Annotated in this window: 24 protein-coding genes; 10 read left to right on the plus strand and 14 right to left on the minus strand. The window is 71.7% G+C overall.

Going from position 1 to position 25,193, the window contains the following annotated elements:
• Positions 1 to 12: 12 nt before the first annotated feature.
• The gene (locus ACYU96_RS13960) at positions 13 to 435 is read right to left on the minus strand and encodes a TIGR03668 family PPOX class F420-dependent oxidoreductase (RefSeq protein WP_460754409.1); all 423 of its coding nucleotides are present in this window, start codon (positions 433 to 435) and stop codon (positions 13 to 15) included.
• Between the two features lie 148 nt (positions 436 to 583).
• Here ACYU96_RS13960 and ACYU96_RS13965 point away from each other — a divergent pair, with 148 nt between their 5' ends.
• Complete coding sequence (locus tag ACYU96_RS13965) at positions 584 to 1,750, plus strand: endonuclease (protein WP_460754411.1); 1,167 nt, start codon at positions 584 to 586, stop codon at positions 1,748 to 1,750.
• A gap of 31 nt (positions 1,751 to 1,781) precedes the next feature.
• On the opposite strand, the gene ACYU96_RS13970 is transcribed toward ACYU96_RS13965, so the two are convergent.
• A complete protein-coding gene (locus tag ACYU96_RS13970) occupies positions 1,782 to 2,240 on the minus strand; it encodes a hemerythrin domain-containing protein (RefSeq protein ID WP_460754414.1) in 459 nt (152 codons plus the stop codon).
• A gap of 314 nt (positions 2,241 to 2,554) precedes the next feature.
• Positions 2,555 to 3,427: a response regulator transcription factor gene (locus ACYU96_RS13975; RefSeq protein ID WP_460754417.1), complete on the minus strand. Its 873-nt coding sequence runs from the start codon at positions 3,425 to 3,427 to the stop codon at positions 2,555 to 2,557.
• 117 nt (positions 3,428 to 3,544) lie between these two features.
• Here ACYU96_RS13975 and ACYU96_RS13980 point away from each other — a divergent pair, with 117 nt between their 5' ends.
• The 5 genes from ACYU96_RS13980 (at position 3,545) to ACYU96_RS14000 (ending at position 7,542) form a co-directional block, all read left to right on the plus strand.
• The gene (locus tag ACYU96_RS13980; protein WP_460754420.1) at positions 3,545 to 4,348 is read left to right on the plus strand and encodes a lysostaphin resistance A-like protein; all 804 of its coding nucleotides are present in this window, start codon (positions 3,545 to 3,547) and stop codon (positions 4,346 to 4,348) included.
• A gap of 115 nt (positions 4,349 to 4,463) precedes the next feature.
• Positions 4,464 to 5,066, plus strand: coding sequence for a thymidine kinase (locus tag ACYU96_RS13985; RefSeq protein ID WP_460754422.1), 603 nt, complete (start codon positions 4,464 to 4,466; stop codon positions 5,064 to 5,066).
• Positions 5,067 to 5,297: 231 nt separating this feature from the next.
• The gene (locus tag ACYU96_RS13990) at positions 5,298 to 6,119 is read left to right on the plus strand and encodes an Asp23/Gls24 family envelope stress response protein (RefSeq protein ID WP_460754425.1); all 822 of its coding nucleotides are present in this window, start codon (positions 5,298 to 5,300) and stop codon (positions 6,117 to 6,119) included.
• Between the two features lie 121 nt (positions 6,120 to 6,240).
• A complete protein-coding gene (locus ACYU96_RS13995; RefSeq protein WP_460754428.1) occupies positions 6,241 to 6,534 on the plus strand; it encodes a hypothetical protein in 294 nt (97 codons plus the stop codon).
• Positions 6,535 to 6,681: 147 nt separating this feature from the next.
• Entirely contained in the window at positions 6,682 to 7,542 is an 861-nt protein-coding gene (locus ACYU96_RS14000; protein WP_460754430.1) for a CPBP family intramembrane glutamic endopeptidase, read from the plus strand.
• Between the two features lie 283 nt (positions 7,543 to 7,825).
• On the opposite strand, the gene glnA (ACYU96_RS14005) is transcribed toward ACYU96_RS14000, so the two are convergent.
• From glnA (ACYU96_RS14005) to glnA (ACYU96_RS14025), 5 genes are all read right to left on the minus strand, one after another.
• The gene (gene glnA / locus ACYU96_RS14005) at positions 7,826 to 9,250 is read right to left on the minus strand and encodes a type I glutamate--ammonia ligase (protein ID WP_460754432.1); all 1,425 of its coding nucleotides are present in this window, start codon (positions 9,248 to 9,250) and stop codon (positions 7,826 to 7,828) included.
• Between the two features lie 242 nt (positions 9,251 to 9,492).
• A complete protein-coding gene (locus ACYU96_RS14010; RefSeq protein WP_460754435.1) occupies positions 9,493 to 10,224 on the minus strand; it encodes a DUF4191 domain-containing protein in 732 nt (243 codons plus the stop codon).
• 519 nt (positions 10,225 to 10,743) lie between these two features.
• On the minus strand, positions 10,744 to 11,751 hold the full coding sequence (locus ACYU96_RS14015) for a type IV toxin-antitoxin system AbiEi family antitoxin domain-containing protein (RefSeq protein WP_460754438.1): 1,008 nt from the start codon (positions 11,749 to 11,751) through the stop codon (positions 10,744 to 10,746).
• A gap of 407 nt (positions 11,752 to 12,158) precedes the next feature.
• Positions 12,159 to 15,443, minus strand: coding sequence for a bifunctional [glutamine synthetase] adenylyltransferase/[glutamine synthetase]-adenylyl-L-tyrosine phosphorylase (locus tag ACYU96_RS14020; protein ID WP_460754441.1), 3,285 nt, complete (start codon positions 15,441 to 15,443; stop codon positions 12,159 to 12,161).
• A 40-nt stretch (positions 15,444 to 15,483) separates the two neighbouring features.
• Positions 15,484 to 16,821 carry a type I glutamate--ammonia ligase gene (gene glnA, locus ACYU96_RS14025; RefSeq protein ID WP_460754444.1) on the minus strand — a complete coding sequence of 446 codons (1,338 nt, stop codon included), beginning with the start codon at positions 16,819 to 16,821 and terminating at the stop codon, positions 15,484 to 15,486.
• A gap of 49 nt (positions 16,822 to 16,870) precedes the next feature.
• On the opposite strand from glnA (ACYU96_RS14025), the gene panB reads away from it, so the two are divergent.
• Complete coding sequence (panB, locus tag ACYU96_RS14030) at positions 16,871 to 17,704, plus strand: 3-methyl-2-oxobutanoate hydroxymethyltransferase (RefSeq protein WP_460754447.1); 834 nt, start codon at positions 16,871 to 16,873, stop codon at positions 17,702 to 17,704.
• Between the two features lie 18 nt (positions 17,705 to 17,722).
• Here panB and ACYU96_RS14035 read toward each other — a convergent pair whose 3' ends face one another.
• On the minus strand, positions 17,723 to 17,911 hold the full coding sequence (locus tag ACYU96_RS14035) for an SPOR domain-containing protein (protein ID WP_460754450.1): 189 nt from the start codon (positions 17,909 to 17,911) through the stop codon (positions 17,723 to 17,725).
• A gap of 51 nt (positions 17,912 to 17,962) precedes the next feature.
• On the opposite strand from ACYU96_RS14035, the gene ppgK reads away from it, so the two are divergent.
• Complete coding sequence (gene ppgK, locus ACYU96_RS14040; RefSeq protein ID WP_460754453.1) at positions 17,963 to 18,730, plus strand: polyphosphate--glucose phosphotransferase; 768 nt, start codon at positions 17,963 to 17,965, stop codon at positions 18,728 to 18,730.
• Positions 18,731 to 18,804: 74 nt separating this feature from the next.
• Here the strand turns inward: ppgK and ACYU96_RS14045 are convergent, their stop codons facing one another.
• The 4 genes from ACYU96_RS14045 to ACYU96_RS14060 all read right to left on the minus strand — a co-directional run bounded on the left by ACYU96_RS14045 (position 18,805) and on the right by ACYU96_RS14060 (position 21,706).
• Positions 18,805 to 19,251: an STAS domain-containing protein gene (locus tag ACYU96_RS14045; RefSeq protein ID WP_460754456.1), complete on the minus strand. Its 447-nt coding sequence runs from the start codon at positions 19,249 to 19,251 to the stop codon at positions 18,805 to 18,807.
• A 134-nt stretch (positions 19,252 to 19,385) separates the two neighbouring features.
• Positions 19,386 to 19,703, minus strand: a complete 318-nt coding sequence (locus tag ACYU96_RS14050) for a DUF3467 domain-containing protein (protein ID WP_460754459.1) — start codon at positions 19,701 to 19,703, stop codon at positions 19,386 to 19,388.
• Positions 19,704 to 19,868: 165 nt separating this feature from the next.
• A complete protein-coding gene (locus ACYU96_RS14055; protein WP_460754461.1) occupies positions 19,869 to 20,675 on the minus strand; it encodes an ABC transporter permease in 807 nt (268 codons plus the stop codon).
• Positions 20,675 to 21,706: an ATP-binding cassette domain-containing protein gene (locus ACYU96_RS14060; protein ID WP_460754464.1), complete on the minus strand. Its 1,032-nt coding sequence runs from the start codon at positions 21,704 to 21,706 to the stop codon at positions 20,675 to 20,677. The genes ACYU96_RS14055 and ACYU96_RS14060 overlap by 1 nt, the downstream gene beginning before the upstream one ends.
• A 172-nt stretch (positions 21,707 to 21,878) precedes the next feature.
• Between ACYU96_RS14060 and ACYU96_RS14065 the strand changes: the two genes are divergently transcribed.
• Entirely contained in the window at positions 21,879 to 22,562 is a 684-nt protein-coding gene (locus ACYU96_RS14065) for an alpha/beta fold hydrolase (protein ID WP_460754467.1), read from the plus strand.
• Between the two features lie 126 nt (positions 22,563 to 22,688).
• Positions 22,689 to 23,999 (plus strand): aspartate aminotransferase family protein, encoded by a 1,311-nt coding sequence (locus ACYU96_RS14070; RefSeq protein ID WP_460754470.1) that lies wholly within the window; start codon positions 22,689 to 22,691, stop codon positions 23,997 to 23,999.
• Between the two features lie 61 nt (positions 24,000 to 24,060).
• Here the strand turns inward: ACYU96_RS14070 and ACYU96_RS14075 are convergent, their stop codons facing one another.
• The gene (locus ACYU96_RS14075) at positions 24,061 to 24,987 is read right to left on the minus strand and encodes a hypothetical protein (RefSeq protein ID WP_460754473.1); all 927 of its coding nucleotides are present in this window, start codon (positions 24,985 to 24,987) and stop codon (positions 24,061 to 24,063) included.
• Positions 24,988 to 25,193 lie beyond the last annotated feature (206 nt).

A 25,193-nucleotide genomic window follows, 5' to 3' on the forward strand; every position in this document is an offset into this window, starting at 1 on the left:
TGGACATCACAGCTAGCCGGCGGTGTGGGACCAGCCCGTCCACCGGGTCGTCTCGATGTCGATCACGGGGCCACGGGGCGGGGTCGCCTGGTACTGCGGGTAGCGGCTGGTCAGGGCGTCGACCGCCCCGTACCAGGCCGGGCCGTCCGCCACGACGTCGGCGACGCCGTCGGCCCGCACCCACCACAGCCGGTCCCAGTCGTCGGAGTAGTGGTCGCAGAGGACCGCGACCCTCGGGTTCTCCGCGATGTTCCGCAGCCGCCTGAGGCGGGTCGTCGTCTTCGGCTTCTGATCGATCGCGATGACGATCCGCTCCCCCAGCACCGCGAAGGTCACCGGGACGACGTGCGGCGCCAGGTCCTGCCCCGTCGTCGCCAGGTAGGCGGACCGCGCACCACGCAGCAGGTCCCGGCATCGGCATGGGTCGAGTCTCACCCGGCCACGGTAGAGGCACGGCGGTCGCAGCGGCGGCCCGCCGGTCCGCGCCCGCCGCACCGCGCCGTGGCGGTTTGCCGCCAGGGAACCAAGAAGAATTAACGACAACGTCACGACCTGGCTGTTTGCTCGCTCTAGGGTGAAAAGCATGTTGCTCACCACCAGGCGTTCAGCCATCACGGTCACTCTGTGCCTCACCCTCAGCCTGATGCTCGCGGCACTCGTGTCGCTCGGCATCGCACCGCCGAGCAGCGCCGCCGCACCGATCGGCGTCACGCAGGCGCGCGCCACCCAGGACGGCTCCACCGCGACGGTACGGGGGTACGTCGTCGGGCAGCCGGTCTCGTCCGACAACGTGGTCACCAGCAGCTTCCCCACGGACTACGCGCTGGCGCTCGCCGACTCCCCCGGCGAGACCGACACCGACGAGATGCTCTACGTCCAGGTCCCGAGCGGCTTCCGCGCCGACTTCGGCCTCGCTTCCCACCCGGGCCGCATGGGCCAGCTCCTGGACGTGACCGGAACGCTCACCGCCTACTTCTCGCGCCCCGGGCTCAAGAGCGGCAGCCAGTTCGCCGTCGTCGACGGGGACGACGGTGGGGACGACGGCGGCGGCGACCCGGGCGGCGACGAGCCTGCCGGGTACTACGACGCGGCGGACGGCCTGACCGGGAGCGCCCTGAAGTCGGCGCTCCACGGGATCATCGACGGCCACACCTCCGTGAGCTACTCGACCGTGTGGACGGCGCTGCGGGAGACCGACGAGGACCCGAGCAGCTCGGGCAACGTGATCGAGCTCTACTCGGGCCGGTCAATCTCGAAGAACAGCAACGGCGGCGACGTCGGCGACTGGAACCGGGAGCACACCTGGGCCAAGAGCCACGGCGACTTCGGCACGTCCGCCGGGCCCGGCACCGACCTGCACCACCTGCGCCCGACCGACGTGCAGGTGAACTCCACCCGCAGCAACAAGGACTTCGACGAGGGCGGCTCGACGTTCTCGGGCTGCAGCGGCTGCTACACCGACTCGGACTCGTTCGAGCCGCCGGACCGCGTCAAGGGCGACGTCGCCCGGATGATCTTCTACATGGCCGTGCGCTACGAGGGCGACGACGGCCCGGACCTCGAGCTGAACGACTCGGTCGACAACGGCTCGGCGCCGTCGCACGGGCGGGTCTCGGTGCTGCTCGGCTGGAACGCGGCCGACCCGGTCTCCGATACCGAGCGCCGCCGGAACGAGATCATCTACTCCGACTGGCAGGGCAACCGGAACCCGTTCATCGACCACCCGGAGTGGGCCGCGCAGATCTGGTGACGACGCAGGTCTGGTGACGACGCAGGTCTGGTCACGACACGTCCCGGTCGGCGTCGAGGTCGAGGGATTCCAGGACGGACAGGAGGCTACGCTCCTCGTAGCGGAAGTGCGACTCCATGATCGCGGCTATGCCATCCAGGTGGTGGTCCAGCTCCTCCGGCGGGGCCGCGCGGTCGACGGCCGCCTGCAGGGCGGTGAGCAGGTGCGCGATCATGGAGTGGTCCTTCCTCAGGTTCCCCACCGTCTCGGCGAGCTCCGGGTGCCGCGCGGTGACCGCCGGGAACAGGTCGCGGTCCTCTCCCACGTGGTGACTGGCCAGGGCCGTGCAGAACCCGTGGCAGAACAGCAGCAGCTCCCGGGCCGCGGGCCGCGCCCCGGCGCCGTCGGAGACCGCGCCGCGCGTGACCTCCAGCGCCTCGCGCAGGCGACGGTGCACCCGGCGCATCTCCTGCGCCCAGGCGACAAGCCTGGTCGAGTCGCCCCCGCTCACGTGGCGAAGGCTGAAAGGGCGACGTTCACGTCGTGGTCCTCTCGGTCCGGCGCCTCCATGCCTGACACGGTCTGCCACCGGCACGCGACGCTGGAGCGAGAGTACACGCCACGATCCGTTGCGGGCCGGTCGGGGCACGCGGGGAACCCGCGCCCGGCAGCGCCGCCCGACGCTCCACAGGGCGGTGTCGTCGACGCCGATCATGCCTGACCAGGAGATGCCGGTGTGAGTCATACGGGAACCGTCCACCCTGACCTCGGGTCAAGGTCAACCGCCGGGACGGCCGTCGTGCGCGGCGGTACGCTCGCGCGGTGTCACCGCTGATAGACCCGCAGCGCGAGCTGTGTCCGGTCGCGGAGGCCGAGCTTTCGCAGGACGTTGGAGACATGGTTCTTGACCGTGCCCTCGGTGAGGTGGAGAGCCGCGGAGATCTCACCGTTGGTGCGGCCCAGGCCGACGAGGCCCGCGATCTCACGTTCACGTCGGGTGAGGAGGTCCTCGCCGGGGAACTCGAGCGGCTCGGCGCCGGCCGAGAGCCCGGCGGCTGGCTCGGCGCCGGCCGGCCCGTCAACGACCGGCTCGACGGCGGCCCTCCCGGTGTGGTCCGGTCCGTTCACGGCCGGCTCGTCGGGGCCCGGCCCGTCGTCGTCCGGCGAGGTGCTGTCCGGCGACGTCGGCGTGCGGACCGGCGCTGGTGCGCCGGAGAGTCCGAGGGCGAGGGCACCGCCGAACGCCAGCGCCGCCATCTGCCCGATCGTCCGTAGTGGCTCGTCGGGCGTGAGAGCTGTCTGCGTGACCCCGAGCGCGACGACGAGCGCGGCGAGGCCGCCGACGGCGAGTCCCGTTCCCCAGGCTCGCGCCACCCCGGCGATCGCGACCACGAGCAGGGCGAGCTGGACGTGCGCGACGGAGGTCAGGCCGAGGAGCATGGTGGCCGCGACGAGTGCGGGTGCCAGAGCCCGCGCCCGCGGCGACGAGTCCCAGGGCATCACGCCCCAGAGGACGACGACTGCGGCCACGTTCACCACCGCCAGGCCCACGCCCCACGAGCTCAGGGCCCCGGCAGCGATCCGGTGCGGGCCTTCGACGATGAGCACGACGGTCGCGAATGCGACGACGGCCCAGAGCACGACGGTGAACGCCATGGGTCGCCCCGGCGCGTGCAGCAGGTAGGGCATCCGGGGCATGCGGCAACGATGCCAGGTGCCGTCCCCGGTGGTCCACCCGTGACCGAAGTCATGGTCGGGCAACCCGTGACCCTGGGTGGATGTGCTGGTGCCGGCGGGAATCGTAGCTTCCGGGTCATGCGAACTCTTCGCCCCGTGTGGGTGCTCCTCCTTGCCGTCCTCGTCATGTTCGCCGGTCCGCTCCTCGCCTCCCTGCCGTTCCTGGGAGTGCTGGACAGGGCTGGTTCGGGACTGTCGCCCGGTGTCGCTGTCGGTCTTCAGGCCGGACTCCAGGTGTTGTCCTGCGTGATCGTCGTGGCGCTCGTCGTCGGGTGGCGGCGCCTGATGCGCCGCCCCGTGGCTGGTGCCGGCCTCGTCTGGTCCGGCAAGGCGGTACTGCGCTTCCTCGTCGGTGCCCTCGCGATCGCGGGCGTCCTGACGGTGGTGCGGATCGTCGCCGTCGCACTCGGTGGGATGGAGCTCCACCACTGGTCAGAGGCTGACCTCGGCGGGCTCCCGGTCGTGGCCGTCGTGGGGGCCGTGCTCGTGCAGACACTCGTCTACCAGGCGTTTCCCGAGGAGCTGATCTGGCGGGGGCACGTGACCGACGTCCTGCGTGACCGGTGGTCGCCGGGAACGGTGCTCGTCGTGACGTCGTCGGCGTTCGGCCTGCTCCACATCTTCTCCCAGGGCGGGCAGGAGACCGTCCTGGATCACGTCGCCTATGTCACCATGGCGATCCTGCTCGGATTCGCGTGCGGGGCCGCGCGCCTGCGTACCGGGGGCATCGGTGCGGCGGTGGGCGTTCATGCCGGGTTCCACCTGGCCAACAGTTTTCTGCCTGCGACGGCCGGCAGCGTCGTCGTGGACTCTCTGGTGATGGGCGCCGCACTGGCCGTCGTCGGCGCCGGATTCCTCCTGGTACGTCGGGTCCAGCGATAGCGCGTCCTGAGAGCCCCGCGGGCGGGGTGCTCCGGCACCGACCGAGCGCCCCGCCCGGGGTTAGGGTGCTGTGCGGCAGGGACCGGCCTGCCCTGGACCGCGGGGAGACGCATCGGTGGAGCTGTCGCTGGTACTCGGCCCGATGAAGTCCGGCAAGTCGCTCGACCTCATCGCGCAGATGGCGCCGCTCGCGTACTCGCGGCTGAGCTGCGCCGTCGTGCAGTCGGCCCGGCACGTGCGGGACGCGCGCATCGTGTCCCGCACCGGCGCGTCGGTGCCGACGATCAAGCTGGACACCCTCGAGCCGCTGCTGCACACCACGGAGGACGTCGTCGCCATCGACGAGGTCCACATGTTCACCCCCGCCGACGTCCGGGTCGTGGAAGAGCTGGTGCTGCGCGGCACCCGCGTGCTGGCCTGCGGCATCGACCTCGACCACCGCGGCGAGCTGTTCGCCACCATCCGGGCGCTGCTCGAGCTGGGGCCCACCGACGTGCGCTACCGGCGGGCCGTCTGCGACCGCTGCCAGGACCTGCACGCCGCGTTCACCCAGGTGCTCAGCAACGGCCTGCCCTTCCTCGAACCCCTGGGCGCCTCCGAGCCGCTGCCCGACGACGGCACGTTCACCTACGAGGCGTTGTGCCGACGCTGCTTCGTCCTCCCGGAGACGGCGATCGTCACCGGTTCGTCGGACGTGCTCCGACCACCACGGACATGACGCGAGCGACCAGGGCGGAGCTGACACGAGCCACGGCAGGCGGTGCGGCTCGGGCCGGGCTCGGCCCATCGCGCGGGGAGTTCTGGCAACGATCCGGCGTGAGTCTTGCCACCGTTCGGTCGCGGGATGTATGACCAGATCACGTGACGTGCGTCACTCGCTGGGTTCCCAGCAGAGGCACTCGTTCGCGGGTCCGACTGCATCCCCCAGACCGAAGGGCATTGCGCCGACATGACTGAGTTCATCAACAGCATCTTCCACCGGCCCGAGGGCGAGTCCGCCCCTGAGGGCCACGACCTCGCCGAAGCCCGGGCCGACAGTCCTGACGCGGTCGCGACGGCGGACGCCGAGACGACCTCGACCACCGGGTCCGAGACGTCTACCACCGAGACCGACGCCGTCGACGACACCCTCGAGCCCCTCACCACCGAGGACGCAGGGCTCGAGGACACGGAGGCCGGAGGCAGCGACGCCGAAGGTACCTACACCGAGACCAGCGACACAGAAGGGGACGCTGACACCGCGGCCGAGGACGACACCGCCGCCGACGCAGTCGGCACCGAGGAGGAGAAGGCAGAGGACTCCGACACACCCACCGAGGCCACCGGAGAGGCCACCGACAGCGCGCCCGCCACGGAGGACGAGCCCGCGGCCACCGACGACATCATCGCCGCGGACGGCCCGCCCGCGGCCACGGACGACATCGTCGCCACGCCGGACGAGGACTCCCCCACCCACGACGCCGTCCCGGCCGGCGGCCGGCCGGAGCCCGGCAGCCGCGGCAGCACCACCCTCGGAGACGGTCTCGCCGCGAAGGTCGTCCGCTCGGTCGTCCTCAGCGCCGAAGGCGTCCACGACCTCGACGACGCCCCCTCGGCCGAGATCGTCGACGACGTCGCGACGATCTCGGTCTCGATCGTGGCCGCGTACGGGAGCCCGGTCAAGGCGGTGGCCACGCAGATCCGGACCGACGTGATCGAGGCCGTCGAGAACTACCTCGATGTGGAGGTCGAGGCGGTGCACGTCACCGTCAGCGACATCCACGTGCCGTAGCAGCCCTGACGTCCGGTCCACCGCCGAACCGGACCGGAAGGACTGCTCCGACCGACGAGAGACCGCCTCCGCCCTGGCGAGCCACCGGGCGGAGGCGGTCCGCTGTCCCGGCGGCCGGCTCGTGCGCACCAGACTCGGAGCCGAGGCGTACCGCCTCACCCTGCCCGACGGCGAGGCCCGTGACGAGCGTCGGCGCGAGCACACGTGGGGACACGCGATCGTCACCTGGCCTGACGGCACCGAGCGGGAAGGCTGGCCGCGTGCCGGTGAGGCGATGGACCTCACCGCAGGCGTCGCCGCCACGGTCGCGGAACGCCTCGCCCGTGGCGAGGGCACGCCGGGCACGTACACACCCGCCGTCGCTCTCGGCCCGGACCTGGCCGTCGAGGCGGGCGCCACCGTCGTCACCGACTGAGGCGGACCACCCGCCGCCAGCGATGCGCGAGCACCTCGACGCCACCGTTCCACGACCGATTCACCCGCAGGTGGCCGCGCGGCGCGACACCTCCGGTACTAGCGTGTCGACCAGGTCACGAGCTGACTCGGATCCGGGGAGGATGCGATGGACCGGCTGGAACAATCCGTCCGCACGCCCGGATGGAAGGCATTCTGGGACCGCGGGGGCTGGTGGAAGACGCTCGGCGTCGCCGTGGTCTATCTGGCGCTCTACCAGGCGTTGCCGTTCGCGCTGGTCAGCCCGTTCTTCGGGGACTTCATCGAGGACGACCTGCTCGCCACGGCGGCGAGCGTCTTCGTGGCGGTCGCGCTCCCGCTCGTGGTCGGGTCGATCGTCCTGCTGGTGTTCGCCGCGTCGGTGCGCTGGCTGCCGAGTCCCCTCTTCGCCCGCCAGCCCGTGCGCGGCAGCGGCTGGATGTGGATCGCACCCGTGCTCGTCCTCATCCCCGTCGGCCTGCGCCTGGCGGGGATCGACTACGGCAGCTACAGCACGTCGGTCATCCTCACGACGTTCCTGGCCGGCGCTCTGGTCGGGTTCTCCGAAGAGCTGCTCACCCGCGGCATCGCGGTCACGCTGCTGCGCCGAGCGGGGTACCGCGAGCTCGCGGTCGCCGCCCTGTCGTCCCTGATCTTCGCGCTGCTCCACGCCGGGAACCTGCTCAGCGGCCAGTCGCTCCAGACCGTGGGCGTCCTGCTGGTCTACACGTTCTCCTTCGGCGTGCTGATGTATCTCGTGCTGCGGGTCACCGGGCACCTGGTCTGGCCGATGGTCCTGCACGCCCTGACCGACCCCACGACGCTGCTGGCCTCCGGCGGCGTGGACGAGCTCAACGTCGAGTCGTCCGGCATCATGTCGCTGGTTCAGCCGGCCACCGTCCTGCTCATCGTGGGCGGCATCGTGCTGCTGCTCTTCGTCCGGGGCCACGCCCGCGGGCGGGCGGCGGAGGGTGAACCGGCCCGCGACTGATCCGTGGCGCGGGCGCCCGGTCGGCGGGCGGCGTCCCGGGCGTTCGCGTCGAACACCGTGGCGAGGTCGCAGACCTGCGCGGCCGGCCTGCGGGAGGACCCCGGCGCGAGGTCGGAGCACGAGAAACGGCCGCGGCACCGTGCAGCGTTGACAGCCCGCGGGATGACACGGGCGTGACATCCCAGCACGAGAAACGGCGGCAGACGCTGCACAGTGCCGCGAGGCGTTCGTGCAGGTCAGCCGCCGTTTCAGCGTTCCGACCAGGCCCTAAGCGGGCCGCCGGTCAGATGTCGTAGTACAGCTCGAACTCGTGCGGGTGCGGCCGCAGGCGGATCGGGTCCACCTCGTTCTCGCGCTTGTAGTCGATCCACGTCGCGATGAGGTCCTCGGTGAAGACGTCACCGGCGAGGAGGAAGTCGTGGTCGGCCTCGAGGGCGTCGAGCACCTCGGGGAGCGACGTCGGGACCTGCGGGATGAGCGCGTGCTCCTCCGGGGGCAGCTCGTACAGGTCCTTGTCGACCGGCGCCGGCGGCTCGATCTTGTTCTTGATGCCGTCGATACCGGCGAGCAGCATCGCGGAGAACGCGAGGTACGGGTTCGACGACGGGTCCGGCGCGCGGAACTCGATGCGCTTCGCCTTGGGCGAGGAGCCCGTGATCGGGATGCGGATCGAGGCGGAGCGGTTCCGGGCCGAGTAGACCAGGTTCACGGGGGCCTCGAAGCCCGGCACCAGGCGGTGGTACGAGTTCATCGAGGGGTTCGTGAAGGCGAGCAGGCTCGGGGCGTGCTTCAGGATGCCGCCGAGGTACCAGCGGGCCGTGTCGGACAGGCCGCCGTAGCCCTTCTCGTCGTAGAACAGCGGCTCGCCACCCAGCCACAGGGACTGGTGGGAGTGCATGCCCGAACCGTTGTCACCGAAGATCGGCTTCGGCATGAAGGTCGCCGACTTGCCGGCCTCGAACGCCACGTTCTTGATGACGTACTTGAACTTCATCAGGTCGTCGGCGGCGTGCAGCAGGGTGTTGAACCGGTAGTTGATCTCCTGCTGGCCGGCGGTGCCCACCTCGTGGTGCGCGCGCTCGACGGAGAGACCGACCGTGCCGAGGGTCTTGACCATGTCGTCACGGAGGTCCGCGAAACGGTCGCTCGGCGAGGTGGGGAAGTAGCCGCCCTTGTAACGGGTCTTGTACCCGAGGTTGCCGCCCTCCTCCTCGCGCCCGGTGTTCCACCAGGCCTCTTCGGAGTCGATCGAGTAAAAGCTCTCGGACTGCGACGTGCCGAACTTCACGTCGTCGAAGATGTAGAACTCAGCCTCCGGCGCGAAGAACGCGGTGTCCGCGATGCCCGTGGAGCGCAGGTACGCCTCGGCCTTGGCCGCGATGTTGCGCGGGTCGCGGGCGTACGCCTCGTTCGTGAACGGGTCCACGATCGAGAAGTTCATGACCAGCGTCTTGGCCTTGCGGAACGGGTCCACGAACGCCGTCGAGACGTCCGGCACGAGCTTCATGTCGGACTCATGGATCGCCTGGAACCCGCGGATCGACGAGCCGTCGAACATGAGGCCCTCGGTGAACGAGTCCTCGTCGAACTGCTCGACGGGGATGTTGAAGTGCTGCATCACGCCCGGCAGGTCGATGAACCGGACGTCGACGAACTCCACCCCCTCGTTGCGGGTGAAGGCAATTGCCTCCTCGGCGTTGCTGAACATCTGCGCTCCTTGGCTCGCTGGATGACGTTCGGGGTTGACCGTCCGGATGACCGTGCACGGATCCACCCGAACCTATGGTTCCGCGGTTTCTCTTTGGTTACTGATTGTTGCCGCCGCGTTACGCTCGGCTCTCGGGTGTGTAACTACCCGGAGAAGGGTCGGTACGGCGATCGTCAGCAGATCTCACACTGCCAGAACTCGCACCGCCCGCCCAGCACTGTCCGCTGGGCGGAAGCCCGTCGTCAGCGGCCGCGCATCGCCTTGCGGTCGGGGCGCATGCGGGTCGGGTCGACGCCCTTGGGGATCGGCAGCCTGGCGCCGCCCAGCGCCTTGAGGCGCTTGCCGACCTCGGTGACCTCGGACTTCGTGAGCGTCTTCTTCAGCTTGGTCACGGAGCGCGCGATCTTGGTCAGCGGGACCTGCCCCTCGTCGTCGCCGCACTGCAGCGTGGTGACGGGCACGTTCGGCAGGACGCGGGCGGTGCGCTTGCTCTCCTTGTCGAGCATCTTCTTCACGCGGTGCGCCGGGCCCTCGGACACGAGGACGACGCCCGCGCGCCCGACGCCGCGGAACACGAAGTCCTGGTTGCGGGGGTCGACGACGACGGGCTCGTCCTCGAACGCCCAGCCGCCGCGCACCGTCCCGAGCGCCGCACGGGCAGCACCCGGCTGCCCCTCGATCTGCGTGTACGCGGCCTTCTCGGCCTTGCGCGACAGGATGAACATCGCGGCGAGCACACCGAACGGGATGCCCACGATCAGCATGTAGATCGGATGACCCCAGAGCAGACCGATCACCTCGGCCACGAGGACGACCGCCACGAAGACGCCCAGCATGATCCACGTCACCGACGGATCCTGCTTGTGAGTCATCTTGTAGACGGCCCACACCTGGTGGTACCAGCGCTGCTTCTTGGACTTCTTGGAGTCACCCGCGCCTGCGCGCGCGTCGTCTCCGGACTTGGAACGGGCCATGGGATCTGATTCTACTTGTTACAGCCCCTGCCCGACCCCGTCGGCCCGTGACGCCCCCAGCCCTCCTTCAGAAGGCGGCACCTGCCCGTCGACGGCTGGTCCCCGGTCGCCACGCACCTCCTCGCCGGGACGCAACGGCACGCCGGGAGCGCTGTGACCTGTCATGACGGTGGGCGGGATGGTGCGTGGATCAACGACCCCTTCCGGCGGCGAGAAGTCGACAACACTCCCCCGCTTCCGCTCCGGTGCTTCGTTCAGCCCCTGAGCGGACGGTCCTTGGGCGCCACACGGCAGCCATCCGTTGCTGGAACGACGTTCATCAGGGTCTCGCAGACCTTACGGAGCCTTCTTAAATGGATTCGGAACCCTGTTGAGCCAAAGTCAGCACCGGGTTGGGCCGGGGCGCGGCGGGCGCCAAGGCGCGGGCGGCGGAGCGAGCGCGGCTACTGGGCGGCGGGACGGCCCGGGGCGGGACGGTGAGCGGGGCGGACGGCGGACACCCGGACACCCGGACACCCATCACAGGTCGACGTCGCCCTCCGGGACCTGGCCGCCGGGCCGCCAGCCGAGGTCACGCAGCTGCTCTGCCACGGGCTTCCCGATCCCGCCGACCCGGTCGTTGTCGGACGGCCGGAACCTCAGCATCACCACGTTTCCGCTCCCCACCAGGCTGTTCTGCCGGGGCGCATCTCTGACCAGCGCCTTCGGCGACGAGTGCGGCGCCAGCCCGTCGATCTCCACGACGAGCCAGCGCCCGTCGGGCAGCATCCAGGCGAAGTCGCAGCGGGCCACCACGCGCCCGCCTCTGCGAAACCTGACCTGGACCCGGTCCGGCGGGACGTCGTGATCGACGAACGACACCCGGGCGAAGCTCTCGGCCGGCGACTCGTCCAGGGCGCTGGCGAGCCCGACCGCTCGCAGCGCAGCGGCAGATCCCCGGCGGCGGCGCAGCCGGGTGCGGATCGCGTCGACGTCCCACGCGGAGATCAGCCGCTCGTGCAACGCGTCGCTGAGTGTCGCGACGGCGTTCTCCCGCGGCAGGCCGGGCAGCGCCTGCACGAACGCGTCGGTGGGGCCTGCGACGACACAGCCTGGTCCGCCTCCCTTGACGAGGCGGTACGTGGCGTAGCCACGGTACTGCCGGACGACGACGCCGCCCCGTCCCGACGTGTGCCGCGAACCCCTCAGGGACACCTCGGGGACGATCTGCCGGGGCAGGCCCCGGACGCCGTGCATGATCAGGGCGGTCTGCCCGACGCCGATCGCGTCCGGATAGGCGAGCAACGCGACCCAGGCGGCCCGCCGTCGGACATGGTCGTGGAGATCGACCCGACGCCGCGCCGCGACGGGCGTCGGATCCGTGTCGAAGACACCGCTGGTCACACGCGTCCAGGCGGTCCGGACCACCAGCCTGCGGACCCACTTCTGGTCCAGGCCGGCCGCCCGGCACTGCGCCCAGCTGACGAGCCCTTCCTGGGCGCGGGCGGCCTCGAGGCACTCGGCGGGAATCGGCTGCGGCGGTCGCACCGACCGATCAGAACACCTCACGCCGGCGGCGACCCGGCGCCAGGAACCAACCTGTCGACAACTCCTCGTTCCACAGCCCCCGGTCCCCGTCCCCCAACACACCGAAGCTGTTGGATCGCCGTTCATCAGGGTCTCGCAGACCTTTCAGAGCCACTTAAATGGATTCGATTCCCTGCTGAACCACGCTCAACACCGGGGAGCCCGGTTGGGTGTGGTCCAGGGCCCAGCAAGCGGGGGCCGCGGGCCAGGAGCCAGCGATCAGGAGCCGGGAATCCCTGGCTGCGGCCCGTGGTCGGTGGCCGGGATCCCGGCCCCAAGCCCCGGGGCCCCAAGCCTCGGGGCCCGGCCCCCAGCCCCCAGGGCCCGCCCCCAACCCCCAGAGCCCGGCCCCCGCCCCCCGGCCGGCATCAGTCCGTGCCGTAGAACAAGCGCTCCATGACCGTCCGGGCTCGGCGCGCGGTCCGGAGGTACAGCTCCTCCAGCTCCGGGCCGTTCCCGACGTCGCCGAGCAGGTCGGCCACGCCGGTCAGGTCCCGGGTGCCGTGCGGCAGCCGGTCGACCTGCGCGCCCGTGGTCCGCCCGGACCACAGCACGATCGCCGACCGCAGCCGTGACGCCAGGAACCAGGCCTCCCGCAGCTCCGCCGCGTCCTGCTGCGAGACCAGCCCGGCGTCCCGTGCCGCGTACAGCGCCGGGATGGTCCCCGTGGTCCGCAGCCCCTGCACCTCGTGGGCGTGCTGCAGCTGCAGGAGCTGGACGGTCCACTCGACGTCGGACACTCCCCCGCGCCCGAGCTTGAGGTGCCGCGCCGGGTCGGCCCCCCGCGGCAGCCGTTCGGCCTCCACCCGGGCCTTGATGCGCCGCACCTCGCGGACGACGTCGTCCGCCAGCCCTCCGGCCGGGTACCGCAGCGGGTCGATCAGCCCCGTGAACCGGTCCGCCAGCCACGCCTCGGCCCCGATCGCGGACCCCTTCGGTGCCCAGCGCCCCAGGGGCCGCGCCCGCAGCAGCGCCTGCGCCTCCCACGGCGACGACCACCGCTCGTAGTACTCCTGGTACGACGCGAACGACCGCACCAGCGGCCCGCTCCGCCCCTCCGGCCGCAGGTCGGCGTCCACGGGCAGCGCCGGTTCGGACCCGACGGCGCTCAGCAGCTGCCGCAGCTCGCGGGCCACGGCCAGCGCGAACTCGCCGGCCTCCCGCTCGTCCGCGCCCGCGACCGGAGCGTGCACGAACATCACGTCGGCGTCGGACCCGTAGCCCACCTCCTGACCGCCGAGCCGTCCCATCGCGACCACCACGATCAGTGCCGGCTCCGCGTCGGCCGAGACCCCGGCCGCCTTCCGCGCGGACGCCCGCGCCACGCGCAGCGCGCCACCGAGCACGACGTCGGCCGCGTCCGAGATCGCCCGCGCCGCGTTCACCGGCCCGAGCTCCCCCAGCACCTCCGCCACGCCGGTCCGCGCGAGCTCGCGGCGGCGCAGCGCCCGCAGGGCCTGCGCGGCGGGTGCGGGGTCCTCGGCGCGCCCCAGCACGGCGTCCATCTCGGCGGCCAGCCGTCTGGCGCCCAGCGGCTCGAGCGCCTTCGTCTCGCCGAGCCAGCGCACGGACTCCGGCGACCGGGCCAGCGCGTCCGCCAGGTAGGTCGAGCTGGACAGGACCTGCGCCAGCCGCTCGGCCGCCACCTCCGAGTCCCGCAGCAGCCGCAGGTACCAGTGCGTGGATCCCAGCTTGTCGGACACCTTCCGGAACGCCAGCAGGCCCGCGTCGGGGTCGGCGCCGTCGGCGAACCAGCCCAGCAGCACGGGCAGGAGCTGCCGCTGGATCGACGCGCGTCGCGACACCCCCTCGGTCAGCGCCTCCACGTGCCGCATCGCGCCCGCCGGGTCCCGGTAGCCGATCGCCGCGAACCGCTCCATCGCCGCCGCCGGAGCGAGCGAGAGCTCGTCCTCGCTGAGCCCGGCCACGGCAGGCAGCAGCGGCCGGTAGAACAGCACCTCGTGCAGGTCGCGCACCTCGCGGCGGACCGCCTTCCACCGCTTGGTCAGCTCCTCGGCGCCGGGCATGCCGAGCCCGCGTGCGAGGCGGCGCAGGTCGGCGTCGTCGGCGGGCATGAGGTGCGTGCGGCGGAGCCGGAACAGCTGGACCCGGTGCTCCAGGGAGCGCAGGAACGCGTAGCACTCGGCCATCCGGCCGGCCTCCGCGCGCCCGACGTACCCGCCGACGGTCAGTGCGGTGAGCGCGTCCAGCGTGGTCGCGGACCGGATCGACTCGTCGGTGCGCCCGTGCACGAGCTGCAGCAGCTGCACGGTGAACTCGACGTCGCGCAGGCCCCCGCGCCCGAGCTTGATCTGCCGTGACGCCTCCGCCGCCGGCACGTTGTCCTCGACGCGCCGGCGCATCGCGCGCGCGTCCTCGACGAAGTTCTCCCGCGACGCCGCCTGCCACACCATCGGCGACAGCGCCGCCACGTACGCGTCACCCAGCGCCCGGTCCCCCGCCACGGGCCGGGCCTTGAGCAACGCCTGGAACTCCCAGGTCGCCGCCCAGCGCTCGTAGTACGCGACGTGGCTGGCCAGCGTGCGTACCAGCGGACCCTGCTTGCCTTCGGGGCGCAGCGCCGCGTCCACCTCCCAGAGCCGCGGCTCGTCCGACGTCCCCGCGCACACCCGCGCCAGCGCCGTCGCGAGCCGGGTCCCGACCCGCAGGGCGTCCGCCTCCTCGGCGAGCTCGCCGTCCGGCCCCGCCGCAGGCTCGGCCACGTAGATCACGTCGACGTCCGAGACGTAGTTGAGCTCCCGTCCGCCCGTCTTGCCCATCCCGATGACGGTGAGCCGCACCGCCTCGTGGCCCGGCGTCCGGGCCCGCGCGACGGCCAGCGCCGCCTCCAGCGCGGCGCCCGCCAGGTCCGCGAGCGCCGCCGCGGCCGCGGGCATGGCGGCCGTCGCGAGGGGTGCGGTGACGTCGGTGGCGGCGATGCGCAGCAGCCGGGCCCGGTAGGCGCGCCGCAGCAGGTCGGTGTACGACGGCGGTCCGGGGTGGCCTCCCGTGCCGGCGTGGCCGGGCCCGGGCGTCCCCGCACCGAAGGTCTCGGGCAGCGGCAGGCTCCCGGGGCGTCCCGGTTCCGGCTGGTCCGGGGCGGCGGAGCCGGTCGTGCCGGCGACGGGTGTCGCGGCGTCCGGGTCGGCGTCCACGGCGCGCAGCAGCTCGGCGCGGACGGTCGCCGGTGACACCCGCGTCCCCGGCGCCGGGTCGGCGACGACGTCCAGCAGGTCGGGCCGTCGCACCAGCTCGTCGCCGAGAGCCGACGACGCGCCGAGCACCCGCAGCAGCCGTCGCGCCGGGGTGCCGGGGGTCTGCGCGCCGGTCTCGACGACCTCGCCCGCGCCGCCGTCGGCCAGGATCTTGCGCAGGCGGCCGGGCGCCGCTGCCGCGAGCCTGGTCAGCTGCAGGAGGGCGAGGTCGGGGTCGGCGGTGTCGCCGATGCGGGTGAGGAGCGCGCTGCCGTTGTCGGTCAGGACCACGGCCCGGGTGCTGCCGTCGGGTCCGGACGGGAGACCTGGCCCGCCGGCCCGGTCGTCCCGGACGGCGACCAGGTCTGGGTCGTCCCACAGGGCCGCCGACGTGGAGAGATCGGCGAAGCCGGCCCTGATGAGGTGGGTGGTCAGCGTCTGGGGGCGGCGGCTCTGCACAGTCCGAGGCTAGGGCTCGTGCGGGTGAGTGTCATCTTCCTCACAGCACCTGGAGGAACCGCTCGAGCTCGAACGGCGTCACCTGCGCGCTGTACGCCTCCCACTCCTGGCGCTTGTTGCTCAGCACGTACTGGAAGACGTGCTCGCCGAGGGTCTCGGCGACGAGCTCGGACCGCTCCATCGCCTCGATCGCCTCGGACAGGTTGCGCGGCAGGGGCTTGATGCCCAGCGAGCGGCGCTCCGCGGACGTGAGGTCCCAGACGGAGTCCTCGGTGTGCTCGATGAGGTCGTAGCCCTCCTCGATACCCTTCATGCCGGCGGCGAGGAGGACGGCGAACGCGAGGTACGGGTTCGTGGCGGAGTCGAGCGCACGGTACTCCACGCGCGACGAGTTGCCCTTGCCCGGCTTGTACATCGGCACGCGCACGAGCGCGGACCGGTTGTTGTGGCCCCACGAGATGTACGACGGCGCCTCCTGGCCGCCCCACAGCCGCTTGTACGAGTTCACGTGCTGGTTGGTGATGGCCGTGATCTCGCCGGCGTGCACCATCAGGCCGGAGATGAACTGGCGCGCGGTCTTGGACAGCTCGAACTGCGCGCCGGGCTCGTGGAAGGCGTTGCGGTCGTCCTCGAAGAGGGACATGTGCGTGTGCATGCCGCTGCCGGGGTGCTGCGCGAGCGGCTTGGGCATGAAGGAGGCGTACACGCCCTGCTCCAGCGCGACCTCCTTGACCACGGTGCGGAACGTCATGAGGTTGTCCGCGGTGGTCAGCGCGTCGGCGTAGCGCAGGTCGATCTCGTTCTGCCCCGGGCCCGCCTCGTGGTGGGAGAACTCGACCGAGATCCCCATCGACTCCAGCATGGTGATCGCGGCGCGGCGGAAGTCGTGCGTGGAACCGCGGGCGAGGTGGTCGAAGTAGCCGCCGTCGTCGACGGGGACGAGCGGGTCGCCCGCCGACTTCGGCTGGTTGAACAGGTAGAACTCCACCTCGGGGTGCGTGTAGAAGGTGAAGCCCTCCTCACCGGACCGGGCGAGCTGGCGCTTGAGCACGTTACGGGAGTCCGCCAGCGAGGGCTCGCCGTCGGGCGTCAGGATGTCGCAGAACATCCTGCCGGTGCCGTGCCGCTCACCTCGCCACGGCAGCACCTGGAAGGTGGTGGGATCGGGGCGCGCGACCATGTCGGCCTCGTAGACCCGCGTGAGGCCCTCGATGGCCGACCCGTCGAAGCCGATACCTTCGCCGAACGCCGACTCCAGCTCGGCTGGGGCCACGGCCACCGACTTGAGCACGCCGAGCACGTCCGTGAACCAGAGCCGGATGAACCGGATGTCACGCTCCTCGACCGTGCGGAGCACGAACTCTTGCTGCCTGTCCATGGGGGCCATCTTGCCTCATCCGTGTTACTGGTGCGTGTACGGTCATGCCATGTCAGCCCACACCAAGCCGACACCCTCGTCGGTAAAGAAGGTGCGCGTGCACCACCTCGCCTCCGCGAAGGAGCGCGGCGAGAAGATCACGATGCTGACGGCCTACGACGCCGTCACCGCCACTCTGCTGGACGCATCAGGCGTCGACATGCTGCTCGTGGGCGACTCGATCGGCAACGTCATGCATGGTCACACCACCACGCTCCCGGTCACGGTGGACGACATGATCCCGCCCGCCCGCGCCGTGGCGTCCGCCGCGCGGCGGGCCCTGGTGGTCGTGGACCTGCCGTTCGGGTCCTACGAGGCCGGCGCCGAGCAGGCGCTCGCGACCGGCGTACGGATGATGAAGGAGACCGGCGTCACCGCGGTCAAGCTGGAGGGCGGCGCGAGGCGCGCCGACCAGATCCGCGCGCTGACCGACGCCGGGATCCCCGTCGTGGCACACCTCGGCTTCACCCCGCAGTCCGAGAACGCCCTCGGCGGGCACCGCGTGCAGGGCCGGGGCGACGAGGCCGCCGAGGTGCTCGCCGACGACGCCCTCGCCGTCCAGGAGGCCGGCGCCATCGCCGTCGTCCTTGAGATGGTCCCGGTCGACGTCGCCGCCCGGATCACCGAGATCCTGCGCATCCCCACCATCGGCATCGGCGCCGGCGCACGGTGCGACGGCCAGGTGCTCGTCTGGACCGACATGGCCGGGATGACGGACTGGACGCCGAAGTTCGCCAAGCGCTACGCAGAGCTGGGCCGCGCCCTCCAGGAGGCGGCCGAGGCCTACGTCCAGGACGTCAGGCAGGGCACCTACCCGGACGACGCCCACTCGTTCCTGGAGTAGCCAGGGCCGGCCGGGGCGCTACTCCTTGCCGCGCCACTGCGCGTCGTCGTCCTCCCACGAGTCGTTGCGGGACTGCGCGCGCTGCAAGGCACGCTCCGCCTCCTCGCGGGTGGCGTACGGGCCCATCAGGCTCGTCCAGGACGACCGGTGCCCCGCCTCCACCTTGCCCGTCCTCGTGTTGTACCAGTACTGCTCGTCGCCGCTCATGAGACGATCCTGACAGAAGGACGCCCTGATGAAGCGGAGAATCCCGGAAGCATGACCATGAAGATCGCGTTCGGCATCGACGTCGGCGGCTCGGGCATCAAGGGCGCCCCCGTCGACCTGGCAGCCGGGGAGTTCGCCGAGGAGCGCACCCGGATCCCCACCCCCGACCCCTCCACCCCGGAAGCGGTCGCGGAGGTGATCGACGAGCTCGTCGACGGATACGACCTGCCCGACGACGCCCCCATCGGCGTCGCCTTCCCGGCACCGATCCACCACGGCGTGGTGCGGTTCATCGCGAACCTCGACGAGTCCTGGGCCGGCGTCGACGTGCCCGCCCTCGTGCACCGCGTCACCGGACGCCACACCATCGCCGTGAACGACGCCGACGCCGCCGGCGTGGCCGAGGTCCGCTACGGTGCCGCCCGCGAGTCCGAGGGCGTCGTCCTCGTCAGCACCCTCGGCACCGGCATCGGGTCCGCCCTCTTCGTCGACGGCACGCTCCTGCCCAACACCGAGCTCGGCCACCTCGAGATCGACGGGCACGACGCCGAGAAGCGCGCCGCCGAGTCCGCCCGCGAGCGCCACGACCTCTCCTGGGACGAGTGGGCGGAACGGCTCCAGCGCTACTACGGAGTCGTGGAGGACCTGTTCTCCCCCGACCTGATCGTGGTCGGCGGCGGCGTGAGCAAGAAGCACGACAAGTTCCTGCCGCGGCTCCACCTGCGGGCGCCGATCGTCGCCGCACACCTGCGCAACGCGGCCGGGATCGTGGGTGCGGCGGCGCTCGCGGCCGACGTCCAGCAGCGGCAGGACGACTGAAGGGGTGCCGGGCCGGGTTCAGCGCGCACGACCCGGCGCCCGTCAGGCTGCGCGGCCGTCGGGCTGCGCGCGCGTCAGCCGGTCGGGACCGCCAGCCGGGCCGGCCCGTCGCTGAACATCACGTCGACACCGAGCATCTCGAGCAGGTTCCGTACGACCATCGACGGCTCCGCGAGGCTGACACGGATACCGTCCGCAGACCCGGACATCCGCAGCTCCGCCAGGAACGCGGCTCCTGTCGAGTCCATGAACGTCACGCCGGACGTGTCCACGACGACCGGGCAGCAGCGATCGAGAACCTGCTGCAACGCTGCTCCGGTCTGGCTCCGCAGCGAGATATCGATCTCGCCGGACATCTTCACGAGAGTTGCCTCGGTCTTTTCCTCGACCAGGATGGAACCTGGTCCGGAAACTTGCTTCGAAATGTTCACTTGACATCGCCCCTGTTCACGCGCTCGCCGGAGTCTCACCGACTTTCCCGTGGACCGTCCGACCCCCCGGCCGGCCCTGGATACCACCACCTCGGCGTGGCGATACGCCGCATCCTACGCCGTACGCATGGCGAACGGAACAGATGAAGACAATTTTCTGGGGCCATTCACCCGGCATTACCTGAGCCGAACTTCAACAAGAATTCCGCCGCCATCCGAACGAACTATTGATCGCTCGGCCGCTTCGTTCCGGAGGTCTCCTTCTCCCAGGCGTCCAGCTGCATGGTCAGGGCTTTCGCCAGCTCGAACACCTGCTGCGGCGGTATCCGCACACGCGACGCGACCTTCCCCGGCACCACCACGTTGCGGACCTCCCCCGTGTCCGGGTCGGTCGACGGGCTCGGTGGCTGCTTCACCGCGATGAAATCGAGCACGAACGAGGTCGGCGTGTGCCACACGGAGGCGAAGTCGGCGGGGACCCCGGTCTCCATCTCGTCCGGCACGTCGATCTGGAACTCCTGCTGCACATCGTCTGACGGCATGCCGACTCCTCGGGGAAGGGATGGATGGGACGACAGTCCGGCGACGCGCGGCCAGCACGGGTACCCGGGGTCCAGACGCTAGCGTGTGGACACCCCGGAGCGCCACGCCGTGCCCGTGATCGTCCAGGTCGACGCGGTGGGGGCCGGCCCCGGCGGGACGGCCTGTCAGGACTTGTTGCGGTAGATCCGCATCGCGAGCGGGCCCAGGACGGCCGTCATGACCACCGACGCGATCAGCACCCAGACGATCTCCGTCGTGTCCGGGGTGCCGGCCATGACGCTGCGCACCGCGGTGACGAGGTGGCTGACCGGGTTGACGTCCACGAACGCGCGCAGGCCCGCGGGCATCGTGGCCGGGTCCACGAACACGTTCGAGGCGAACGTGAGGGGCATGAGCACGAGCATCGACACGCCCATGACGGCGTTCGGCGAGCGCACCAGCAGGCCCAGGATGATGAAGGTCCAGCTCAGCGCGAAGGCGAACACCAGCAGGAGCAGCACCCCGACGAGCACGCCACCGACGCCGCCGTCGGGCCGGAAACCGAGGATCAGTCCCAGCGTGATCGTGATGACCGAGGCGATCGTGTAGCGCACGGTGTCGCCCAGCAGCGCGCCGACCACGGGCGACGGGCGCCAGATCGGCAGCGAGCGGAACCGGTCGAACACCCCCTTGGAGATGTCCGAGTTGAGGGTGTAGCCGGTGTAGATGGTCACGAACAGGATGGTCTGCACCAGGATCCCGGGCAGCAGGAACTGGATGTATGCCTGCGTGGAGCCCGCGAGCGCGCCGCCGAACAGGTACGTGAACATCAGCGTGAAGATGATGGGCGAGGCCAGCACGTCGAACAGCTGCTCGGGGACGTGCTTGATCTTCAGCAGCGCCCGCCGACCGAACGTCAGCGTGGTCGACACGGGCGAGGGGCGGGCGGGGCGCTCGGTGAGGGCGACGGCGTCGCGCAGGGTGGTGGTCATCAGGCGTTCTCCGTCGTCTCGCGCGCACCTGGCCGCACGGGATCCCCGTCCGCGCCGGGCTCGCCGTCGTCGGGCAGCGGCTCGCCGGTCAGGGCGAGGAACACCTCGTCGAGGCTGGGCTGGCCCAGGCTGAGCTCGGGGACGGCGATGCCGGCCGCGGCGAGGGCGGGGAGCAGGCGGGACACGGCGTCGGAGCCGTCGTCGGGGACGCGGGCCGAGAGCGCGTGCGGGTCGGAGCCGGTGGAGACCTCCGTACCGAGCACCCGCTCGGTGATCTCGGCGGCCTCGGCGCGGTCGGAGACCTCGGCGACGCGCAGGTGCACCGCGCCCTCCCCCACGGACCGCTTGAGCTCGCTCGCGGTGCCCTCGGCGATGGAGCGCCCGTGGTCGACGACGGCGATGCGGTCCGCGAGCTGGTCCGCCTCGTCGAGGTACTGGGTGGTCAGCAGCACGGTGGTGCCGTCGTCCACGAGGACGCGGACGATGTCCCACACCTGGTTGCGGCTGCGCGGGTCCAGGCCGGTGGTCGGCTCGTCGAGGAACAGCACGCGCGGCGCGAGCACGAGCGACGCCGCGAGGTCGATGCGCCGGTGCATGCCGCCCGAGTAGGTCTTGACCTGCCGGGCCCCGGCGTCGGCCAGGTCGAACGCCTCCAGAAGTCCCTGCGTCCGACGGCGGGCCGCGGCGGGCGTGAACCCGTACAGGCGGGCGAGCATGACGAGGTTCTCAGTCCCGGTCAGGTCCTCGTCCACGGACGCGTACTGGCCCGTGAGCCCGACGGCGGAGCGCACCGCGTCGGCGTCGCGCACGACGTCGTGCCCGAGCACGGTGGCGGTGCCGGCGTCGGGGCGCAGCAGCGTGGCGAGCATGCGGACCACCGTGGTCTTGCCGGCCCCGTTGGGGCCGAGCAGGCCGAGGACGCTGCCCTCGGCGATCGAGAGGTCGATCCCGTCGACGGCCTTGGTGACGGACTTCCGGGTGGTGAAGTGCTTGACGAGGCCGCGGGCCTCGACGGCGAGCGAGTCGGGCATGTGATCGCCTCCTGCGTGCCACTGTTGCACCGCGGGACCGATTGCTCAATCCCGCCCGGTCCCGCCCGGGACCGGGCGCGGCGGCGGGAGCGCAGGATGTCAGTGACCCCTCGTACGGTGGGCTCGTCCGGCACCGCGCCGGGCCGGTCATGCGAGAGACAGGGACGCGATCATGGACATGCTGCTCGTCGGAGGGCTCTGGCTGGACCCGTCCGCCTGGGACGACGTCGTACCGGAGCTGGAGGCGCTCGGTCATCGCGGGGTCCCGGTCGCGCTGCCCGGGCAGGGTGACGGGTCGGTGTCGGCCACCCTCGACGACCAGGTCGCCGCCGTGCTGGCGGCCGTGGCCGCCGCCGACAAGCCCTTGGTCGTGGGCCATTCCGCGGCCTGCACCCTGGCGTGGCTCGCCGCGGACGCACGCCCCGACGCCGTCGCCGGCGTCGCCCTCGTCGGCGGCATGCCCGGGAACGACGGCGAGCCGTACGCGGACTTCTTCGAGGTCGAGGACGGTGTCATGGCCTTCCCGGGCTGGAGCGCGTTCGAGGGGCCGGACTCCGCCGACCTCGACGAGCGGGCCCGGCAGTCGTTCACGGCGAAGGCCGTGCCTGTCCCCGCGGGGGTGTCGCGCGGCGTGGTCCACCTCACCGACGAGCGCCGGTTCGGTGTCCCGGTCACGCTCGTGTGCCCCGAGTTCACGCCCGCCCAGGCCCAGAAGTGGCTCGAGGCCGGCGAGATGCCCGAGCTCGCGAGGGCCCGGCACCTCGACTACGTCGACCTCGACTCCGGCCACTGGCCGATGCTCACGAGGCCCGCCGAGCTCGCCGGCGTCCTGGCCCGCACGGCGGAGGGCCTGTGACCGAAGGCCTGTGACCGGCGGCGGCCGGCAGGCCGGTGGTGGCCCGCACGTCGGGGAGACTGTGCGGGGCGGCACGCGGGGCAGCGTGGCAGGGGCGACACGGCAGGGCGACAGAGAGGGACTGCGATGGACACGAATTTCCTGGCCGAGGCCGACCGGCTCCTGGTCCGCTACGGACCGAGCTTCTCCCCGCGGCTGATCGAGCGCGCCGCGGGCGCGTACATGTTCGACCACGAGGGCCGGCGGATCCTGGACTTCACGTCGGGACAGATGAGCTCCATCCTCGGCCACGCGCACCCGGACATCGTCTCGACGGTGTCCTCCGCGGTCGCGTCGCTGGACCATCTCTTCAGCGGCATGCTCAGCGCCCCCGTGCTGGAGCTGGCGGACCGGCTCGCGTCGACCCTGCCCGCCACACTGAGCAAGACCCTCCTGCTCACCACCGGCGCCGAGGCGAACGAGGCCGCGCTGAAGATGGCCAAGCTCCGCACCGGCCGCTACGAGATCGTCTCTTTCGACAGGTCGTGGCACGGCATGACCCAGGGGTCGGCGTCCGCGACCTTCTCCGCCGGCCGCCACGGCTACGGCCCTCCGACGCCGGGCAACTTCGCCCTGCCCTCGCCGAACGCCTACCGATCGCCGTTCCGGACGCCGGACGGGGCGTACGACTGGGAGGCCGAGCTCGAGTACGGCTTCGCGCTCGTCGACCAGCAGTCCGCCGGGAGCCTCGCCGCCTGCCTCGTGGAGCCGATCCTGTCCTCCGGAGGGATCATCGACCTGCCGCCCGGATACCTGCGGCGCCTCAAGGAGATGTGCGAGGAGCGCGGCATGCTGCTCGTCCTCGACGAGGCGCAGACCGGCCTGGGCCGCACCGGGACCCTGTACGCGTTCGAGCGGGACGGCGTCGCCCCGGACATCCTGACCCTGTCGAAGACGCTCGGGGCCGGGCTGCCGGTCGCCGCCGTCGTCACGAGCGCCGAGATCGAGGAAGTGTGCCACGACCGGAACTTCCTCTTCTACACCACGCACGTCTCCGACCCGCTGGCCGCGTCGGTCGCGCTGACCGTGCTCGACGTCATCCAGCGGGACGGCCTGGTCGAGCGTGCCGCACGGCTGGGCGGGCAGCTCACCGAACGCCTGCAGACCCTGCGGGACAAGTCCGAGGTCGTGGGCGACGTGCGCGGCCGCGGCCTCCTGCAGGGCATCGAGCTCGTGCGGGACAAGAAGAGCAAGGCCCCTGCCGACGAGCTCGGCAAGGCGGTCACCTCGGCCTGCCTCGACCGGGGCCTGCACATGAACATCGTCCAGCTCCCCGGGATGGGCGGGATCTTCCGGATCGCCCCTCCCCTGACGATCAGCGAGGACGATCTCCACGCGGGCGTGGACATCCTGGAGGAGTCGATCCGGTCCGTCACCGCCTCCCCGCGCAGCCTCTGAGCCCCGGCGCTCGGCGGGCGGTGCGTTGCGGGCGGTGCGTAGCGGGCGGTGCTCGGCGGCGTCACACGACGCGGTCGTCCACCTCGGTGAGGTCGGCGCCCGCCACGGCCGCGTCCACCGGCGTCCGCAGCCCGAAGCCGTGCCGGGTCCGCAGGAGGTGGAGCTCCAGGACCGCCAGCCCGAGCCCGAGCACGGCGGCACCGAAGGTCACCGCGAACCAGACCCAGTCCTGGGCCGGCTCGGGCGCCGCCGGCTCGGCCGTGTGCACCACGATCAGCCCGCCGAGGCCCGGGGTCGGGAGGCCGGGCACCTGGAGCAGGATCGCGATCGTGAAGTAGCCGATCGCCATGAGCGGCCGCATGGTCGGGTGCGCGTCGACCGACCGGTAGAACTCGGGGACGATCGCGGGCAGGCCGGAGACGAGGGCGACGACGAACCAGACCAGCACGCACACCCCGCCGAGCAGCGCGACGACCGTCAGGGCGACGGTCCCGAGCTGGGCGAGGAACAGGGCGTCCCCGTCGACCCCGTCGAGGTAGTCGCGCTGCAGCACCCAGAAGATGACGAACGGCGTGGCCGCGGCGGCCACCAGGCCGACGAGCACCGTGGCGATGGCCCGGTGCACCACCCACAGGCTGCGGACCAGCGCCCAGCGGTACCCCGGCCGGGCGACGGCGATCAGCAGCGCGGAGACCAGCCAGGCGAGCGGCACCGTGAGGGCGACGATCAGGAGCGAGTCCCCGGCGCCCAGCGCCTCGAACGTCGGCTGCTGGGCCCAGGCGTCGAGGCGCTGGGCGCCGTCTCCGACCGAGGTGAGGCGTTCCGCACCCGCGAAGAACGGCAGGGCGAGCAGCACCAGGCCGCCCCAGCCGCGGAACCTCGCGAGCCGGTCGAGGGCCGGGGCGTCCGGCAGGAGCCGGTGCGAGGGCGTCAGGAGGTTCCGCCACCAGCGCCAGGAGATGGTCCACAGCGCGAACAGGGTCGACATGCCGCGAACCTAGGACGCGCAGAACCGCGCCACAATGGGCCCCGGTCCGTTTCACCCGGCAGTTCACCCCGGAGCACCCCCGGCTGCGGTCCTCCCTCCCCGGGCACGCACTCGCTGCGGCGCCGCAGGGCCGGCATGGCCTCGGCGTGCGGCACGAAGGCCTCCGGCAGCGTGGTGAAGCATCTCCTCGACAGCTTCACCTCACG

This window comes from Myceligenerans cantabricum (genome assembly GCF_054777735.1).

Bases quoted from the DNA above. Each gene is read 5' to 3' on its own strand.
- ACYU96_RS13965 (WP_460754411.1), top strand. From the start codon at position 584: ATGTTGCTCACCACCAGGCGTTCAGCCATCACGGTCACTCTGTGCCTC.
- ACYU96_RS13975 (WP_460754417.1), bottom strand. From the start codon at position 3,427: ATGCCCCGGATGCCCTACCTGCTGCACGCGCCGGGGCGACCCATGGCG.
- ACYU96_RS13980 (WP_460754420.1), top strand. From the start codon at position 3,545: ATGCGAACTCTTCGCCCCGTGTGGGTGCTCCTCCTTGCCGTCCTCGTC.
- ACYU96_RS13990 (WP_460754425.1), top strand. From the start codon at position 5,298: ATGACTGAGTTCATCAACAGCATCTTCCACCGGCCCGAGGGCGAGTCC.
- ACYU96_RS14000 (WP_460754430.1), top strand. From the start codon at position 6,682: ATGGACCGGCTGGAACAATCCGTCCGCACGCCCGGATGGAAGGCATTC.
- glnA (WP_460754432.1), bottom strand. From the start codon at position 9,250: ATGTTCAGCAACGCCGAGGAGGCAATTGCCTTCACCCGCAACGAGGGG.
- ACYU96_RS14010 (WP_460754435.1), bottom strand. From the start codon at position 10,224: ATGGCCCGTTCCAAGTCCGGAGACGACGCGCGCGCAGGCGCGGGTGAC.
- glnA (WP_460754444.1), bottom strand. From the start codon at position 16,821: ATGGACAGGCAGCAAGAGTTCGTGCTCCGCACGGTCGAGGAGCGTGAC.
- panB (WP_460754447.1), top strand. From the start codon at position 16,871: ATGTCAGCCCACACCAAGCCGACACCCTCGTCGGTAAAGAAGGTGCGC.
- ACYU96_RS14035 (WP_460754450.1), bottom strand. From the start codon at position 17,911: ATGAGCGGCGACGAGCAGTACTGGTACAACACGAGGACGGGCAAGGTG.
- ppgK (WP_460754453.1), top strand. From the start codon at position 17,963: ATGACCATGAAGATCGCGTTCGGCATCGACGTCGGCGGCTCGGGCATC.
- ACYU96_RS14050 (WP_460754459.1), bottom strand. From the start codon at position 19,703: ATGCCGTCAGACGATGTGCAGCAGGAGTTCCAGATCGACGTGCCGGAC.
- ACYU96_RS14055 (WP_460754461.1), bottom strand. From the start codon at position 20,675: ATGACCACCACCCTGCGCGACGCCGTCGCCCTCACCGAGCGCCCCGCC.
- ACYU96_RS14060 (WP_460754464.1), bottom strand. From the start codon at position 21,706: ATGCCCGACTCGCTCGCCGTCGAGGCCCGCGGCCTCGTCAAGCACTTC.
- ACYU96_RS14065 (WP_460754467.1), top strand. From the start codon at position 21,879: ATGGACATGCTGCTCGTCGGAGGGCTCTGGCTGGACCCGTCCGCCTGG.
- ACYU96_RS14070 (WP_460754470.1), top strand. From the start codon at position 22,689: ATGGACACGAATTTCCTGGCCGAGGCCGACCGGCTCCTGGTCCGCTAC.
- ACYU96_RS14075 (WP_460754473.1), bottom strand. From the start codon at position 24,987: ATGTCGACCCTGTTCGCGCTGTGGACCATCTCCTGGCGCTGGTGGCGG.